The sequence below is a fragment of the Sphingobacterium puteale genome (genome assembly GCF_003627955.1).
Taxonomy (GTDB): Bacteria; Bacteroidota; Bacteroidia; order Sphingobacteriales; family Sphingobacteriaceae; genus Sphingobacterium; species Sphingobacterium puteale.
In genome coordinates this window covers 24,831-41,743 of record NZ_RBWS01000031.1, presented here as the reverse complement: position 1 = coordinate 41,743, position 16,913 = coordinate 24,831, and the positions used below count along the sequence as shown (strand labels likewise).

General features: G+C 40.7%; 14 protein-coding genes and 1 pseudogene. 7 read left to right on the top strand and 8 right to left on the bottom strand.

Going from position 1 to position 16,913, the window contains the following annotated elements; translation table 11 throughout:
• The 3 genes from D7322_RS28665 to D7322_RS27255 form a co-directional block, all read left to right on the top strand.
• On the top strand, positions 1 to 617 hold a 617-nt coding region (locus tag D7322_RS28665), incomplete at its 5' end, for a hypothetical protein (RefSeq protein ID WP_220700193.1).
• Positions 618 to 1,339: 722 nt separating this feature from the next.
• Complete coding sequence (locus D7322_RS27260) at positions 1,340 to 2,278, top strand: proline dehydrogenase family protein (protein ID WP_121127324.1); 939 nt, start codon at positions 1,340 to 1,342, stop codon at positions 2,276 to 2,278.
• 179 nt (positions 2,279 to 2,457) lie between these two features.
• Entirely contained in the window at positions 2,458 to 3,240 is a 783-nt protein-coding gene (locus tag D7322_RS27255) for an NIPSNAP family protein (RefSeq protein ID WP_121127323.1), read from the top strand.
• Positions 3,241 to 3,392: 152 nt separating this feature from the next.
• Here the strand turns inward: D7322_RS27255 and D7322_RS27250 are convergent, their stop codons facing one another.
• The 4 genes from D7322_RS27250 to D7322_RS27235 all read right to left on the bottom strand — a co-directional run bounded on the left by D7322_RS27250 (position 3,393) and on the right by D7322_RS27235 (position 7,669).
• Positions 3,393 to 4,409: an alpha/beta hydrolase gene (locus tag D7322_RS27250; protein ID WP_121127322.1), complete on the bottom strand. Its 1,017-nt coding sequence runs from the start codon at positions 4,407 to 4,409 to the stop codon at positions 3,393 to 3,395.
• Positions 4,393 to 5,427, bottom strand: a complete 1,035-nt coding sequence (locus D7322_RS27245) for a pectinesterase family protein (RefSeq protein WP_245971490.1) — start codon at positions 5,425 to 5,427, stop codon at positions 4,393 to 4,395. The genes D7322_RS27250 and D7322_RS27245 overlap by 17 nt, the downstream gene beginning before the upstream one ends.
• Positions 5,428 to 5,544: 117 nt before the next feature.
• Positions 5,545 to 7,191: a glycoside hydrolase family 43 protein gene (locus tag D7322_RS27240; protein ID WP_121127321.1), complete on the bottom strand. Its 1,647-nt coding sequence runs from the start codon at positions 7,189 to 7,191 to the stop codon at positions 5,545 to 5,547.
• A gap of 118 nt (positions 7,192 to 7,309) precedes the next feature.
• Positions 7,310 to 7,669, bottom strand: coding sequence for a hypothetical protein (locus D7322_RS27235; protein WP_220700192.1), 360 nt, complete (start codon positions 7,667 to 7,669; stop codon positions 7,310 to 7,312).
• A gap of 342 nt (positions 7,670 to 8,011) precedes the next feature.
• Between D7322_RS27235 and D7322_RS27230 the strand changes: the two are divergent.
• Together D7322_RS27230 and D7322_RS27225 are read left to right on the top strand one after the other, a co-directional pair.
• Positions 8,012 to 8,547, top strand: a pseudogene (locus tag D7322_RS27230) (YciE/YciF ferroxidase family protein).
• A 462-nt stretch (positions 8,548 to 9,009) separates the two neighbouring features.
• Positions 9,010 to 10,134 carry a sensor histidine kinase gene (locus tag D7322_RS27225; RefSeq protein WP_147430559.1) on the top strand — a complete coding sequence of 375 codons (1,125 nt, stop codon included), beginning with the start codon at positions 9,010 to 9,012 and terminating at the stop codon, positions 10,132 to 10,134.
• A gap of 59 nt (positions 10,135 to 10,193) precedes the next feature.
• On the opposite strand, the gene D7322_RS27220 is transcribed toward D7322_RS27225, so the two are convergent.
• Positions 10,194 to 11,312, bottom strand: a complete 1,119-nt coding sequence (locus tag D7322_RS27220; RefSeq protein WP_121127319.1) for an aldo/keto reductase — start codon at positions 11,310 to 11,312, stop codon at positions 10,194 to 10,196.
• 19 nt (positions 11,313 to 11,331) lie between these two features.
• Positions 11,332 to 12,066: a 5'/3'-nucleotidase SurE gene (gene surE, locus D7322_RS27215; protein WP_121127318.1), complete on the bottom strand. Its 735-nt coding sequence runs from the start codon at positions 12,064 to 12,066 to the stop codon at positions 11,332 to 11,334.
• Positions 12,067 to 12,118: 52 nt separating this feature from the next.
• Here surE and D7322_RS27210 point away from each other — a divergent pair, with 52 nt between their 5' ends.
• Complete coding sequence (locus tag D7322_RS27210; protein WP_183078865.1) at positions 12,119 to 13,027, top strand: diacylglycerol/lipid kinase family protein; 909 nt, start codon at positions 12,119 to 12,121, stop codon at positions 13,025 to 13,027.
• A gap of 658 nt (positions 13,028 to 13,685) precedes the next feature.
• Here D7322_RS27210 and D7322_RS27205 read toward each other — a convergent pair.
• Complete coding sequence (locus tag D7322_RS27205) at positions 13,686 to 14,039, bottom strand: hypothetical protein (protein WP_147430558.1); 354 nt, start codon at positions 14,037 to 14,039, stop codon at positions 13,686 to 13,688.
• Between the two features lie 1,068 nt (positions 14,040 to 15,107).
• On the opposite strand from D7322_RS27205, the gene D7322_RS27200 reads away from it, so the two are divergent.
• Entirely contained in the window at positions 15,108 to 15,356 is a 249-nt protein-coding gene (locus D7322_RS27200; RefSeq protein WP_121127315.1) for a hypothetical protein, read from the top strand.
• Positions 15,357 to 15,544: 188 nt separating this feature from the next.
• Here D7322_RS27200 and D7322_RS27195 read toward each other — a convergent pair whose 3' ends face one another.
• Complete coding sequence (locus D7322_RS27195; RefSeq protein ID WP_121127314.1) at positions 15,545 to 16,843, bottom strand: hypothetical protein; 1,299 nt, start codon at positions 16,841 to 16,843, stop codon at positions 15,545 to 15,547.
• Between the last annotated feature and the right edge of the window lie 70 nt (positions 16,844 to 16,913).

The window sequence follows — 16,913 nt, the reverse complement described above, 5'->3', positions numbered from 1 at the left end:
GAGGCCATCGTTGGGATCGCTATAACCTCGGTGTGGCGAATGTAAACCCTGCAACCAATAATCCTGATGCCGTTCCTTCCGTACAGGCACTATATGGTAATTACTATCAATGGGGCCGTCAGGCAGCAGTAGCAAATGCTTATAGTGGCGATGGCGCTATTGCTGGATGGAATAATACACCCGCTCCTGATGGTTCCTGGAATAGTGGTACAGCAGCAGCACCTGTAAAAGCTCCATTGGATCCATGTGGTACGGGCGACCGCTTACCTAGCCCAGCTGAATATACACGTTTGGGAAATTATACCCGCCACACCTCGATCGGCAACTGGACGACTTTCACTGGCAATACAACGGTTGGACTGTCAGACTTTACAGCGGCACATATCATGACCAGCAGAAAGAGCAGTGATATTAAGTTAAGCTTCCCTGCGGCCGGTCATAGAAACCCAACAACCGGCGCCCAACTTATCAGACAAAGTTCTGCAATCTATTGGTTAAATATGGAAGTTGGTGGCAATAATAGTGCACGACAAGGACGGGGTTTTCAAAGTTCTTGGGATACGTCGACTTATCTTAAATATGCGGGTTATCCAGTACGTTGTATCCAGGATAAATAAGAAACTTAAAAATTTTCATAAGTAGTCATTATATAATCCCTATCTGACTAGAAATTTCTGTTGAAAAAGAGGAATCAAAGCCCGGCTGGTTTATCCAAGCCGGGCTTTTCTTCATATTGTAAACAGATTGTCAACGTACAAAAACGGTTGATGTCTCAATTGTCTTCATGCCCAACACCGATGGCAAATCGAATGATGTAGTGCTGGAAAGTGATCTTCGGTTCAACGGTAAACTGAAACGATTTTTCACCATGGCTGAGTTGGAAAAATTATTTTACTCAGCCAAATGCGTTCCTTTTTGATTCAGCTGATAAACGCTTTTACCAGGAAAACTTTTGCGAAAGGTACCATATTGACACAGCCTGAAAGTGTATTTTTTACCGCCTCCATACCTATGACAAACAGGCTTTGGAAAAAACCGATTTGCGTATCATCCCTTACAGCAAACTCGATGGGCTCTGTATTTGTATCCCTGCTTTTAAAAGCTGAAAATCGTAGCCCATAAAGGCATTTTTTCAAAAACTTTTTATTGGGTCAAACAATAGACAAGGAAAGTAACATCCCAATAAGAATAATATGTTCGAAAATATAAGTTTTTGAGCGTAAAAGGTTGAAAACAGGTTCCCCATAGATGGAGAACATATGGATAATATTAAACAGTATATGTTGACACAACATAATTTAATTTATGTATTTTGCATGGTAAATTTTAAGATTGCAAAATGGAACAGTTATTAACAGCTGGTGCTGAAGCACTAAGGAAGGCTGCATTAAATGAAGATGCCAAAGCTTATGTTTTGAATAACGAAGCACTCTATAAGCTGATGAAGAAAGCCGCAGATCGCTATATCGGAGGAGAAAACCTTACTGAAACGCTAAAAAAGGTACAGAATTCAAATGATGAAGGTTTTAAATGTTCCATCGAGTACATGGGGGAAAGCACGCGATCCGTTCAGGAAGCGACTAAAGCGACAGATGAGTTTTTAAATATTTGTAACGCAATAAATCAAAAAAAACTCAATTCAACGATTTCACTCGACCTCTCGCACATTGGACTGGAAATCTCTGAAAACCTCTGTTATGAAAACCTTTCCAAAATATGCGAAATAGCGAATGACAAGGAAGTGATCATCAGTGCTGAGGGCACTGAAAGAACTGACAGGATATTAAAACTCTACCAGAAGGGCTCTAAAGAATTCTCAAATCTTTCCATTACGCTGCAGGCTTACCTCCATCGTACGGCAGATGATTTTGAGGCCATGTGCAAGGAAAGGGGCCGTATCCGGATCGTCAAAGGAGCTTTTGAAACAGCCAAAAGTTTATCTCTGCCAAGAGGAGAGAAACTCAATGAACGGTATCTCTATTATGTCGAACAGTTGTTTTCAAGAGGCCACCTATGTTCCATTGCAACGCATCATCACGAAATTCAGATGGAAGTAAAAAAACTTATAGACCGACTAAGTCCTAAAAAGGAATCGTATGAATTTGAAAGTTTATTTGGTATCCAAACAGAACAGTTGGCCCAATTGAGAAATGAGGGTTATCCCACAAAACTGTATTTCGTGTATGGTCAGGAATGGTACCTGTACCTCTGCAACAGATTGGCCGAATATCCGTTAAATTTATTCAGAGCATTACAGGATATTGTGGAAGCAAATTAACGGTTGACGATAATACCAATCAATAAATACTATTGTTTTTGTCGACTCTCCACGAATAATAGCTCGCTTTATTATGGAGAAGGCGGACATAAGTAGAGGCAACAATCTTGCCCAGAAAAATGAGATAATAACAAGAAAACAGTAAATAATAATCTAAATCTATCAAACTAATATTACACATGGTCAGAAGTATGAATCCGGGACATTGGATATTAATCCTATTTATTTTTATCAGTAGTCAATCCAGCTGTTTTGCCCACGCAGCAACTACTTATTTTCAATTGAAAGTTTATCACTTCCAGACCACAGACCAGGAAGAGGTGATCGATCGTTTTCTTGAAAAAGCCTATCTGCCGGCGATGCACAAATTAGGCTTTAAAGAGATTGGTGTTTTCAAACCGATTGACAATAAGGACAAAGCAGATAAATTGGTTTACGTATTCAGTTCATCGCCAAATCTTGAAAAATATGCAAGTCTTGATGTAGATATCTTAAAAGATAAACGGTATTTAGAGTCGGGAAAGGAGTACTTGGATGCCGCACATAGCCACCCGCCATATTCTAGGATCGAAACGATTTTAATGAAAGCCTTTGTTGGGATGCCATTGCTTTCCCTTCCAAAATTAAGCACCGATAAAAGTGAACGTATTTACGAATTGAGGAGCTATGAAGGTCCAACGGAAAAGTTAGCTGCAAATAAAATTTCCATGTTTAATAATGGTGAGATCGATATTTTCAAAAAACTAAATTTTAATGCCGTTTTTTATGGTCAGGTTATTGCAGGGAGTACCATGCCTAATTTAATTTATCTGACGACTTTCGAAAACATGACAGAGCGTGAAGCACATTGGAAAGCTTTTGGACCTTTGTATAAACCAATGGCTGAGCTTCCGCAATACCAGAACAACGTTTCTAAAAACGTAACTATCCTTTGTAGGCCAACAGATTATTCAGATATATAACGAAACGAAGGAACTGTCCTTTGAAAAATTGGCCAGTTCTTTTGAATCCGTGTTAAGTATAAATAATGACTTAGGCATAGACAAAAACAAACTAACAAGTGAAGCGAAACTCAGCTGACTCACTATATCCCGGTAAAGTAGCTTTACATTTTTTATGCATTGTCTTCTTTTAACTGTAGGTGTTTCAAAAACTGGTCGATCATGTCTACACAGTGATTTACCCACGGGTGAAAAAGCCAAAAGGGATGTACTTCCACATCAATACAATGCACTTCATGGGGTGTTCCCCAGCGCTTCAGCATGCCGACAAGTTCATCCTGCCCTGCATGAAACCTCGGAAATCCGCTATTGATAAAAAGCATGGGGACCGGCTGATCCTCTCTGGCCCAGAATATGGGGGATGCTTCCTTCCAGACAAGCGGTTTTTCGGCGAAAGTTCCACCCAACCAAAAGGCATCCGGGGAGTCGGCCTTTCGTTCCAGATTGAGCGAAAGGGGTGCCAAGAAATCTACCACACCATCCATATTCACAATTGCCTGTACATGCGTACTCGCTTTAGATTCGACCTGAGGATCAAAACGGCCCACTCCTCCTGTCAATCCAACCAAACTTGCCAATTGTCCCCCTGCTGAACTCCCTGCCACAACGATTCTGCTGCTGTCAATGCCATATCGTCCAGCATGCTCTTTGACCCATATAATCGCCGATTTGATGTTGAGTATCGCTTGTGGGTACTTCGCTTCCAAAGACAATTGATGCTCCACTGGAATACAAACATACCCCTTTCTGGCCAACAGTTGAGCTATGGGCATATCCATTTCTTTGTGGCCCGAACGCCAGCCACCACCATGGATCCACAGCACTGCGGCACGCGTTAGCTTATCACTGGGTCGAATAATATCCAGGTGTAGATCACGTGGCCCAAAATCTGTGTGGGGTAGATGCGTATACACTACATTGCGGATTACCTTGAGCTCCGCTCCTGTGCTGTCCACCGCAGGTCTCGCTTGTGGGTAGTTTTTCTTAATCTGCCGCCATACACGCATGGTATTATACGTTGTATCCCGTGGAATAGCCTTATGTTGTGCCCACACCGTGCCACCGTAAAAAAGAAGTATAAAAATATAACTAAGCCGCAGGTAATGAAACCTTTTATTTTTCCATTTCATTAAGCATCAATTTAACGTTCCAATCGCCCATAACTTTATCAAGACTATACATACTGCGTTTATTAGTAGACAGCTGATGGGACCAGGTCACCCGCCCGGAAAGATCTGCCGCACCTGCTCCTTTTGACCCCAGTTCAGCATAGAACACGGTTTTATCCTTATCAGGAAACATCTTGTCGCCCTTCCATTCATTCCAGCCCTCAGGCACAATATGTCCTCCCAAAAGGCAATCTACAAGTACCGTCTTAGCATAAGGTCGCCATGGTCGCCCCAAAAACACCTTATTGACAGATTCGTCCGCGGCCACAAAATCACAACGATCAAATACATAGCCATAAGGTTGTCCCTGCGCTGTGGAAGCTGCGGTGATATACGAATTTCGCAATGAGATCAGCTTGCACGCCGCAAAAAAAGCGGTCCCGGGACCAAAAATAAAATCTGTTGTCCCGCTAATGTTACAATTGGAAAAATAACTCCTGCCACTGCTCTTTCCAAGGTACAAAGTATCCTGAAAGCCCATTAGATGACAGTTCACTAGGGCGATCTGATCACCTTCCAAGTGCAAGGCCACAGCCTGGCCTACAGGTCCGGCAGCATTTTCGATGGTCAAATCCTTAATGAGTACCCTGCTGGCACGTACCAGCAGGGTATAACTGCTGAACGTTCCGAGCTTCGTTTGCCCTGTCTCATCTGGACAGCTGGCTAACTTACCAGCATAATCATCAAAGACAATCTTCGTACTGACAGCATCCTCACCCACCAACTGAATATTTTCCAGGTAAGTGGGAATGACCACTTTCTCATGGTACGTCCCCTTACGGATCCAAATCCGGACAGCATAATGCCCACGGAAAGCTCGCACGGCATTCACTGCAGCCTGTATACTTGTAAAGTCTCCTTTCCCTTGTTGGTCTACAGTAATCACTTCCGGACTGGCTGCCCGCAATCCCGAACCCAACAACAGCAGGCTGACAAGTAGGTAGGCTGCCAAGACTTTTATCATATCTATTTTTTTCATAATCAATAAATAATTATATTGTTTAACTCGTTTAGTTATATAAAAACTTGGTTCATAAATCAACGTATTGCAGTAATTTCATGGCTTTTTAAACGTAACGGCATGGCCCAAACTGTTTTATTTCTCTATTCGAAACCAATCCACTTCTGCATAGCCACTATCATTGATATGTTTTTCGCGACTGGCATAAAGTCCTAATGTAGCGCCGATCCATTTACCCGGTTTTGCCCGGAAGCCATTTTCCACGACTGTATATTTGTTACCATCCAAGCTATAAGCCCAACTGCAGGTCTTTCCATTTTTGACTTGTACACGAAGGTAGATAAAGTCTTCTGGTAGCATAGCTATGAGCCTGACCTGCTCTTTGGTCCCAGAATAGGCCCCTGTACAGCTGCCATAATAAAGTTGGAATCTGCCCTTTTCCTTACAGATGAATAATTGGCTATAATCTTCACCCACCACCGCAAAACCGGCTTTTTCGCCAAGATCCTTTTCATTGGGGCGTAGTCGTATTTTTACTATCGCGGTGAAATCATCGCCCGGAAATTTCTGCGTGAGTATATTAGGGGCTGCCATCAGATTCTTACTTCCTTCAGGGAGCTGTTGGCTATAAAGCCGAAGCTTTCCGTCTTGGGAGGGCATAAGCCAAGTACCGTCTGGATTGGCCTGCCATTGCCACTGTAATCCCAAGTGTGGTGTATCAAACTCATCCGACTCCTGTGGGTTGGTCCGGAGATGTACCGAAGTTCCCACATTCGGTTTTTTATAACTCATCACGGGTGTCCCTATTCCATCCCCATCTTTGTCCTCTCCGATTACAGGCCAGTCGGCGTTCCAAACCATAGGTTGTAAATGGACGACACGTCCCATGGCTTCCTTATCCTGAAAGTGGAAGAACCAATCCTCACCAGTAGGTGTATCTACCCAGGCCCCCTGATGGGGTCCATTGATGGTAGATTTATTCTGGGCCATGGCGACCTTGCGTTCATATGGGCCATAGATATTTTTCGAGCGTAGAATCAATTGCCAGCCTGTTGCGACACCACCTGCCGGAGCAAACAAATAATAATACCCATTTCGCTTATATACCTTGGGCCCTTCAATCGTAGGATCCAGTTCATGCCCATCATAGACAATGATTCCCCGGTCCAGCACGCTGTTCCCCTCGGCATTCATCCTGGCTATACCAATCACGCTCTTTAGCCCCGCACGGCTGCCAGCATAGGCATAGGCCAGATATGCACGTCCATCCTCATCCCAAAAAGGACAGGGATCGATCAGGCCTTTTCCCTCGAATACCAATGTAGGTGCAGACCATGGTCCACGGATATCCTTCGTTCTGATCTGATAGATCCCAAAATCCGGATCTGGATAATAAATGTAGAACTCATCGTTGTGATACCGTATCGAAGGTGCCCATACCCCACCACCGTGCTGCACTTTGCTAAATACGGCTTCAGGGACCTGCCGCAGCAATGCATGCCCAATAATAGTCCAGTTGACCATATCTTTCGAATGTAAAATCGGTAATCCCGGACTGTGGTTAAAGCTCGAGGCGGTCATATAATAATCATCACCAACACGGATCGCATCCGGATCAGAATAATCAGCATTGATGATCGGGTTTTTAAATTTTCCATTTCCCAGGTCAGGATTCCACACCTGAGAATGATAATTTTGTCCAAATGTCGATAATGATTCGCCGCAGGCGAGATAAACCACCAATGCGGAATATTTCCAGGCATTTCTCCATGTATTTGACATAAATTTTGTATTTATAAGGTTTATTTCAATTATCTTGCGCTCAATTCACATGTTTTGCCGTCTCAATCAGCTACTTCATTTTTGGCAATTTACTGCTATGGCAGCCCATGGCCATTGGTTATTTTTCCTTTTGATTTGCTAACCGTTTCAAAGGGAATCGGGAAGAAATAGCGCGGCGGGCCCTGTGCTGTTTTGATTCCAAAGATTTTGCCAGTTCACTATTCGGATCAATATAGTCAAACAGTCCCTTTATAAACGTGTTATGCATTGTTCCTGTCACTTTGAGCGTCGTTTTTGACCAATCGTACTGACCTCGCCAGCCGGGGAACAAGACAGGGGTGCAACCGAAAGTACAAGCAACCGGTTGCATCAATATTGAAATTAGCACATTTTGCTTTAATTGTAACCAATTTTTCACGCAATCGTTCCCGAGATAAAATTCTGGCAAGTGTATTCCTTGACAAAATTGATTCTCCATCACATTGTCCATCAATGATTTTCTTCATGAATTTTATGAAACATCGCAAGGTTAATGCCTCATTATCTGAAGACATCTGAAAATAACCTTATTCAATTTATCCATAAATCAGTGGCGAAAAGATGCCGATAGGTCTGTTTGCCCGGAAGGGCGTCCGACCAAAAGAAAAGATTTACTTTTTGCTTAAGTAATGTATGGGCGCTTATTAATGAGATGACCAATCGATGGTTGAAATGAAATAACGACTTGTGCCACTTTAAAAGCTTATGCATTTAAAACTTTTATTATTTTTTGGGAAAATGTCATCCTGTGTAAATTTAACAAACAATATTCATTTGATATATGTCCCTTATTAAAAGAATTATGGTAAAATCAAAGCAAAATAACCAACAAATGCCGAACGAACATTTGCACGAATTGTTTTTGGACGAGTTAAAAGATATCCTGGGGGCTGAAAGACAACTCCTGAAAGGATTAAAAAAAATGAGCAAAGCTACTGAAAATAGCCAACTGAAAAAGGCATTCGATAAGCACCACAATCAGACTGAAGGGCAAATCGAGCGGCTTAAGGAAGTATTTGGCTCCTTGGGAATTACTGCCAGAGGCAAAACATGTAAAGCCATGGAAGGACTTCTAAAAGAAGCTGACGATATTATTGAAAATTTTGAAGGAGATCCAGCCTTAGATGCTGCGCTAATTTCTGCAGCGCAAAAAGTCGAACATTATGAAATTGCCAGCTATGGCTGTTTGACACTTTTGCAAAGCTGATGGAGCATACCGAAGCAGAACAATTGCTACGACAAACACTTGATGAGGAAAAGCAAACAGATACTTTGCTTACTGAAATAGCTATCTCAGCGGTCAATGAATCAGTGTAATAAAAAAAAATACTAATGCCCGGAAATCCGGGCATTAGTATTTTTTTTGGATACTCCGGAGGCCGACACTTTTCAAGGCGTCTTTGTCCTGACAAAAATAGTATGGTCTTAAAATTTTCATTAAATCAAAAATTATGAAACGATCTGAGGCTATATACTGTTATTCAGTAAATAGCTATCATAATAAGCATATATGAGAGATTTAGTGTACTCAATCACTGTGCTTTTTTGTATTGATTAGAGTAATTAGCTGTTTGGGTGGATTTGTTACGTGCGAGATAACTCATATTCTTTTAGCCGCTGCCACGATAACTACTCTTTTACGTGCCGTAAAAGTAATAGTTTAAGCTTTATCATCCTATCGTTAAGGCTAGGATATTGTGCTTCTCGAACAAATAAAAAGACTACAAAAAAGGACAGTCCAGAAGACGGAAAAAGCAACAGAACAAAAAATATACTGACTTGGGAGAGATTAATTCTAGCAAAAAAATTTTGGAAACGATGTGTAACCATACCCAAATGAGGTACGGAATGATACGCAAAAAAGAGGGCAATAAATGGAACAATTGGTGTGTTTATGATTATCAGTCTCAACAGTTCATTGCTCAAAATAGTGATATTTATGTAAAAATTTATCGGGAAATAAGAAGAGGTGTTGCACCAATTTTCATCGACAATACCGACCAGTGCGCAGAACAGCATTGGAGCAAACTTCTTCAGAAATTTGGATTAAAGAGCTATATTTCCTATCCTTTACTTAACAAAAACAACACTATTGTCGGCCACTTAAGCTTTATGAACGATGAGCCGGTCGATTTTGACCGGATTAAACTTGAAACGATGTTCCCCTTTTGCGGTGATATGATTGTCCTTGACTTCAGCTCAACAACTGAATGGCGCCACCTTAAAAGTACCCTTGAACAGGAACGCAACTACTCCAAAAACAGAGACCTTATTTTATCTTCTCTAGGTCATGACTTGCACAATCCGGTCAGTATAATAAAACTATTATCTCAATATCTGGGCGAGAACCTTGAAAATGAAACACAAAAAAGTCTGGCAAAAAAAATAGAAGATGCGTCCATCCGAATGAAGGGGGTAATAGATGATATTTTGGATTTTAGCAATACTCGTTTCGGGCGTGATATTGAACGATATACTGAGCTTGTGAATATAGAACCTTTAATAAAACAAGTATTGGGAGAATTTGAAGTAGTGCATAAGAGCACCGTCATAACAAATATGCAACTCCCCCTTCATGTGCAGGGTAATAAAAATAAAATAGGAAGGGCATTTGTTAATCTAATCAGTAATGCGATAAAGCATGGAGAACCTCATAAAGAAATTGAAATAAATGCTTTTATAGAAAAAGACAATTTTGTCTTCAGTGTAACAAATCATGTCGCTGCCATCCACCCATTAAATAGTCCGGATCTATTTAAGCCCTTTGTAAGAGGTTCCGATAGCAAGGGACTCGGTCTGGGATTGTATGTGACGAAAGAAATAGCGAAATTTCACCAAGGGGATATTGATATACTAACTGATGGTAAGAAGATCACATTCAAACTGCTAATTCCGATAAAGTAATATACTTTTTATTTAACCGGCTTAAACACTCGAAGCCCCCATTTAAATCCATCCCTCTTTTAATTTGGTACTGGCGCATTTTCCGCGATCAGCTTTTCATGTTTTAATTCTTCCCAAAAACCTGCGGGTATTTTGGCCTTGAAAGACAATGCATTTTGTACGGCCTGTTCGGCAGTATGTGCCCCGGGTATAACGCCTGAAACTTCGTCTGGCGCAGCAGCAAATTGCAAAGCCGCTGTACGTAGGTCCACCGCATGATTTTCTGCTACGCGCTGTAGAGCATTCAGTTTTTCCTTAACTCCAGCAGGAAACTTACCATCATACAGATAACGGTCTTTGCCTGACAGAAATCCAGCACATAAAGGTGCTCCTACGACTATGGATATATCTCTTTCAGCTACTTTCGGAAAAACATTGCTGAGATTATCATGTTTAATCAATGAATATTGGCAGGCAGACAGAAAGATATCGGGGTCTGCAACGTCCAATGTCTGCAGTATAGGCTCAATGGTATTGACACCAAGCCCCCAGCCTTTGATAATCCCCTCCGCTCTCATTTTAGTAAGTTCTGGCATCGCCCCTTTTGCTGCTTCCTCGAAATAGCGCGCATAACTATCTTTCATATCGCCATTATCTGGCGAAAGATCATGGATAAAAACAATATCAATAGACGATAAGCCCAAACGCTGCAAGCTATCCTCCACACTTCTCCTGACACCGGCCGCACTGTAGTCATACGTATAGCCAAAATTTAGTTTTCCCTTCCATAATATTTGTTTCATCGTAAAGTTTTCTTTTGGTTCCATCAGACGCCCTACTTTGGTCGAAAGTGTAAAACTGTCACGCGGTTGGTCTTTTAAAAACAGCCCCATTCTACGCTCGCTTATCCCTAGACCATACCACGGAGAGGTATCAAATAATCGTATCCCTGAGTTCCATGCCGCCTCCACAGCTTGCAGACATTCAAGATCTGTGTTCTGTTGGAATCCATTACCTAATGCGACTCCACCAAATCCAGCTTTATCAGCGGGACGGAATCGCATCTTTTCTGTTAAATTTTGAGGTGTTGCCATTCTATGTTCTTTTAACGTCGTTAATAAAATATCAGGTATTGCTGCGCTCAATGCGAGAGCTGTACCCACAAGGGCTGTATCTGCTAAAAATTCACTTCTTTTCATATACTCGGTCCTATAGGTCTCATTTCCTCTCGATTGTCAGTCTAGCTGAAAGTTCATCGTGTGCAGTCAGATCCAAACGTAGAGGCGTAATGGATACCAATTTATTTTGTACCGCCCAGCGATCCGTCCCTTCTTCCGCCGGCTCAAGCGGTATTACTGTTATCCAATAGTTTTTTCTTCCCATGGGATCCTGGCTAGGTACTACATTCCCATCATAAAGCCGTACCGATTGCCTTGTCCATAAAATTCCTTCTGGTTTTGGAGGAAGATTCACATTATATAGCGCAGAACCTTTATCATTGAGTAAAATCTTGAGTACATCGCTTGTCCATTGAGATAGTCCTTCAAAATCCGGTTCCGTTTTTCCGACTGGTGTACTAAGAGCTATACCGGTAATACCTAGAAGCATGGCCTGTTTTGCGGCCGCGAGGGTACCTGAATGCCACATGGAATTACCTAAGTTGGGTCCCATATTAATGCCCGAAAGAACAACCTGCGTATCGGGAAACATGTGTAAGCCCAGCGCGACACAGTCTGCAGGTGTCCCATTCACCCGAAACGCATCAATTCCTTCAAAGGTAATAGGGGCACTCCGATAGCTTAGGGGACGAGAATGCGTAATAGCATGTCCCATCGACGACTGTTCGACATCTGGCGCAACAATCCTAACAGTACCAAACTGCCTAGCCGTCTTTGCTAGCGCTGCTATACCGGGCGAATAGATACCGTCGTCATTGGTGATAAGTATGTTCATAGTTGTGTCTTTTCTAAGAAAACCAATCTCAAGCGGGGTTTGTTCAGCTGATATGAAAGAACAGAGCAAAAAAGTGCGATTAGTACACAATCCAGCTGCTGGGAATGAAGACAATGACGACAAAGACGAACTTTGTCAGCTGATTGAAGACCTGGGACACCATTGCACGGTGGTAGCTAAAAAAGATGCAGTCAAAAAGATAGATCCGGAGACCGATCTCATTGCCTTAGCCGGCGGGGATGGAACCGTAAAAATGACTATTATGGCGCTACTGGAAAAAAAACTACGATTTAAAAGACCGATAGCCATCTTGCCCCAAGGTACGGCAAACAACATAGCCATTTCTCTTGGTATTCCGTTGGACTGTAAACAGGCCATGAGCCTGTGGAAATATTTCAAGCTTAAAAATTTCGACGTAGGGATGGTGACTGGCCTGAGAGGAAAGCCTTTGCATTTTATCGAATCGATTGGTTTTGGTGTATTCCCTATACTGATGGAAAAAATGGATAAAAAAAATAGGCAAGACAATAGCGCTGATGATGAGATTAGGATCGCGCTCGAGCAACTTCGAAAACTAGCGCTGACATTTCCAGCCAAAGCGCTCAAACTAGTAACTGCTACTGGTAGCATTGAAAAAGACTGTATTATGGTTGAAGTCATGAACATTTCGAGCATAGGCCCCAGATTGGTACTCGCTGAGGATGCTGACCCGGGAGATGGTCAGTTTGATATCATAGTCGTAACTGCCGATCAGCGCCAGAAACTAGTTGCTTATATAGATGGGTTATTGAATAAAAAGAATGTGATATTTCATATAAAGCCTATCAGAGCAAGCCGCTTAACTATGGAATGGCACGGAAAAGAATTGCATATAGATGATGAGTGTAAAGTTTATACTGGACAGCAACTCAAAATTTCATTGCTCGATAGCTTAATCGAAGTTATTGTGAACGGGAATTGATATTTTTAATTAAAATAGGGATTTGACATATCGAAAGCTAGTAGCAGATCAGGAAAAACAAATAATCAAGAAATAAACTGTATTTTAACTGGAGAATTGCTATCCTACGTTATGTCCAAAAAAAAATCGAAAAGACCAGTCTATTGATAGAGAAGGTCAAAGACTGGAGTAGGTTAAAGAATGATGAACTATTTCAGCTAATAAAGGAATGGTATTCAGGACATAGCGCATCACTTTGGGATCTGCACGATAATAATGTGCTTCATTTTGTCTAACCGCGGACATTTACGGTAAAACAAAGCGAAAATCTTTCGTCGTATAATAGGTGTCGATTTCCGGCTACTCTCCGGTATTCGTTCAGTCTTTAATTTATGAATAAAATCTAGACACTTTTTTCAAAAACAGCCTCAATTAGTTGCCAGATTATTAGACAGGGACAGTTTTAAATTGCATAATGGAAACACGCAAAAGAATACTATATTTTTAGTGTACAGCTAACAAAAACGATTCTATAAGTTAGCTGTAATTATTGGCTAAAAAATAATTATTTGCCATTTTCTATATTTGAAGGAAATCCTAACAAAGAACGCATGGCCGAGACATAGGATCAGTTGGAGATTTCCGAGCAAAAGTATGTAGGATTGAACTCCGCATTAATTTATTTCTTTAATATCCAAATTTGATTCTTTTGATCATATTGACCAATGATATCATTCTGTTTGATTTCTTGAAGTTTATAATCCCTACAGGGATCATTCGCATCAATTTTAGCTGTATAGGTAATTTTGTCCTGCACATCGGACTTAAGTTGAATATAGAAAGTGCCATTCTCAACTTTATCCAAATTGATCGAAATAAATTTTGATTCTTTATTTATTGTAAATGATAAAGGGGTCTCCCGGTCATTAATATCTATCTTATAAATTTTGATGTCAGCTGCCGGGTAGAGTGGAGTATCAGCAAAGATAAGCTCCTTTCCGTTCGAATCTTTATAATTTATGTTACTTACCATGGGATGATATATATCGAGGCAAGCCACCAAAGGTTCGTTTTTCTCTTTACATGAGGTAATGAAAATAACAATAGACAGAATTAACATTGTTAGACAACTTTTCATAATTTATTTATGTGTTTAGTAGATATTTAAACGTTGTACATTTTCAATTCGCGACATGAATAGTATTTTAACTATATAAAAAACGATTCTTACACGTTTATAAGCAATCTTTTCCCTAAAAAACGCTATTTATAAAAATTTCTTTGATTTCATTTCTAAGCATGCGATACTCTTAGCTTGGTTTTGTGTACTTTTCCATTTCCAGCTCACGTTAATAAAAATTCGAATGAAATAAAAAACAATTGATGTATCATCAGCTACACCGAAAGAAATACAAGGTTATCTGCACTCGGCCATTGCTCCCCCGACCGATATGTTTTGCATCTGGCCGTGTTAAGAAGCACATTAGCCCTCCATTTGAACACAAAGCAGGAACCCCAGGCAACATAAATTTCTTCTTCAACCTGGGATCACGCTTTTCCTATGGATCAGCAGGATCATAGAGACCTGGCCGTCGGATATCTTTTCAGTCGATACACAGATAAAAATCAAGCAGTTCCTGTAATCTCTATTGCGGAAGGTGGTGCCGATCCATTTATGCTGTCTCGATCAAAATAGGAAAAAACCTTTTGTATTCTAAGATTCCGTCTAATATGGTATCCCCGCCTTCGCGATAGGCTCGAAATACAGCTTTATTGCTTTATCTTTTGGACACCATCTGAGTTTCTATTCTCGAAGGTATACAACAACACCAAGCAGGAAACCTCCAACTGAGAATATGGCCGCTTAAGCCATTTGATTTCCTGATATTCATTGCTATGGCTCTTATAACAAATGTATTTTACGATTAAATTTACCGTAAAAAGCTAAAAGCGCGGGTAAATTGTAACAAACGCCCTAGCCATGACCTACTAGAAAATTAAGGCTGGAATAGCCTAGAAAGACCAAGGGATAATCATTTGTTGGGGAAATATCACATTTTACGCAAAAACCACTTAATTTTTTTTCGTATATTATCTCACTATGAAAATGGTAGATATAACTAAAGAGAGGTTAAAGGATGCTCAAAATGATGGGTATACTGTATTAATTACAAAGTTCAATTCAGATCCGCTATATCCCACGTGGATCTTTGACAAGATTGCCGATGAAAAAATCGAATCAAACAAAAAAATGCTCAACGAGAATTACCAGTTATGTTATTCCATCCGAGAAGCTATTAATACAATCGACAAACGGCCTTTTATCGGAAAATTACAGTTGACGAATTAAGCTTAGAAATAATTGATCCAAGATAATGAACATCTTGTTTATTGTATTTAAAACCTTATAAGGCAAAATACGGGATATCGAAATATCCAATCGGTTTGATGATGATCTTATAAATCATAAAAATTAGAATTCTATAATCTTTGTATAAGGTCAGAAGATGCTGTTGCTCCGGAAGTGATATATGTAGATCAAAAAACAATTTCTTTATTGCCCGATCCCCATAAACGGGTATTTCTGACAAAACCAGGTCCTTTGAAACGGTACTGTACACCGACAATTTCAGTAGGCGCATTTTTGATCATGGCCATGTAGGCCTGTTTGTCATTGATCCAAAATCTAATTTGCTGGTTTTTACAGTCTATTTTCAGCTTCGTCCATTTGGAGAGATCACAGCCGAATCCACTGAGATCATCCTGCTTACTATCCGTGTAAAAACCATCGGCAATAAGAGCGATATCACCGATACATGCGGGGTTTACAAGTGGCACGATAATGATATCATTTTTTGATTGCAAAAGCACTTCCACGCGCTGGCAACTATTTACCCCATTGGCCGTTCTTGTCTTTAACTCCGTTTCAAAACTAAAATTATTCGTCATTACGCCGGTTATATCCTTTTGGTTGTAAAGCCGGACCGGTGGAGCATCTGCCAAAAGGTCAATTTTATATTTTTCTAGAAGCTCTTTGCCAACCGCAATTTCATTCGGCTTTATAATATCAGCTTTTCTAAAATACAGGGGTTCTTTTCCCCAGTCCGCCTCTATCAGCCCCAACCAGCCATCAGTTTTAATCTGTATATCATGTTCACGGACAACTTTATTTCCGACCATCAATTTGGCCCGAAAGTAACCGGGGTAATAATATATAGAAGAGTGATGTTTACCATTTTTATCTACAGCGACCTTACGGCGAGTATCCCAGCTTTGCGCAATGAAAATCGTATCTTTCGTATTCGCTTCTGAAGCACTGTAATCAAATACGACTGAATTGGGTAAGCCTTGCGTCAATATAGTCTTCGACGAGAAATGGAAAGCGCTAGTAGGAAATGAATGTCTACTAAGGACAAATTTTTGGGTCAAAAACCCCATCAGGACCAGCCCTAGAACAGGGAAAATAATCTTAAAAAACAAATGTCCAGTTTTTTTTCGGGCAGTCTCAAAACTTTCAGAAACAGCTTCCATCGGGACATCCATTTTTGTTGGCCGCTTTTGAGAATATGTATTGCGAAATGCCCGCCAGTCTTCATAACCGATAAACTGTGACAAGGTATTCAGGGTCGTCAGCGATGGCGCGCTTTGATAGTCAACCCTTCCAAAGATCCTTTTTAGCGTAGAGATGCTAAGCATTACTCCCGTTCTCTCCTGAACTTTACCCGAAAGCTTTTCAAAATCAACGGTACTCCATGTCGAAGTCTCGCCCCATTCAAGTTGATTTTGAATTGATTCTTTAAGGTAATGAAATAATTCAGACTGGTCTACATTTATCATAATTCACTGTATACAAATGACTTAAAAACACAAAACCATCTTGAACAAACTTGAACAAACTTGATACTAG

Bases quoted from the DNA above. Each gene is read 5' to 3' on its own strand.
- D7322_RS27260 (WP_121127324.1), top strand. From the start codon at position 1,340: ATGGAACAGTTATTAACAGCTGGTGCTGAAGCACTAAGGAAGGCTGCA.
- D7322_RS27255 (WP_121127323.1), top strand. From the start codon at position 2,458: ATGGTCAGAAGTATGAATCCGGGACATTGGATATTAATCCTATTTATT.
- D7322_RS27250 (WP_121127322.1), bottom strand. From the start codon at position 4,409: ATGAAATGGAAAAATAAAAGGTTTCATTACCTGCGGCTTAGTTATATT.
- D7322_RS27245 (WP_245971490.1), bottom strand. From the start codon at position 5,427: ATGAAAAAAATAGATATGATAAAAGTCTTGGCAGCCTACCTACTTGTC.
- D7322_RS27240 (WP_121127321.1), bottom strand. From the start codon at position 7,191: ATGTCAAATACATGGAGAAATGCCTGGAAATATTCCGCATTGGTGGTT.
- D7322_RS27235 (WP_220700192.1), bottom strand. From the start codon at position 7,669: ATGGAGAATCAATTTTGTCAAGGAATACACTTGCCAGAATTTTATCTC.
- D7322_RS27220 (WP_121127319.1), bottom strand. From the start codon at position 11,312: ATGAAAAGAAGTGAATTTTTAGCAGATACAGCCCTTGTGGGTACAGCT.
- surE (WP_121127318.1), bottom strand. From the start codon at position 12,066: ATGAACATACTTATCACCAATGACGACGGTATCTATTCGCCCGGTATA.
- D7322_RS27210 (WP_183078865.1), top strand. From the start codon at position 12,119: ATGAAAGAACAGAGCAAAAAAGTGCGATTAGTACACAATCCAGCTGCT.
- D7322_RS27205 (WP_147430558.1), bottom strand. From the start codon at position 14,039: ATGGTAAGTAACATAAATTATAAAGATTCGAACGGAAAGGAGCTTATC.
- D7322_RS27200 (WP_121127315.1), top strand. From the start codon at position 15,108: ATGAAAATGGTAGATATAACTAAAGAGAGGTTAAAGGATGCTCAAAAT.
- D7322_RS27195 (WP_121127314.1), bottom strand. From the start codon at position 16,843: ATGATAAATGTAGACCAGTCTGAATTATTTCATTACCTTAAAGAATCA.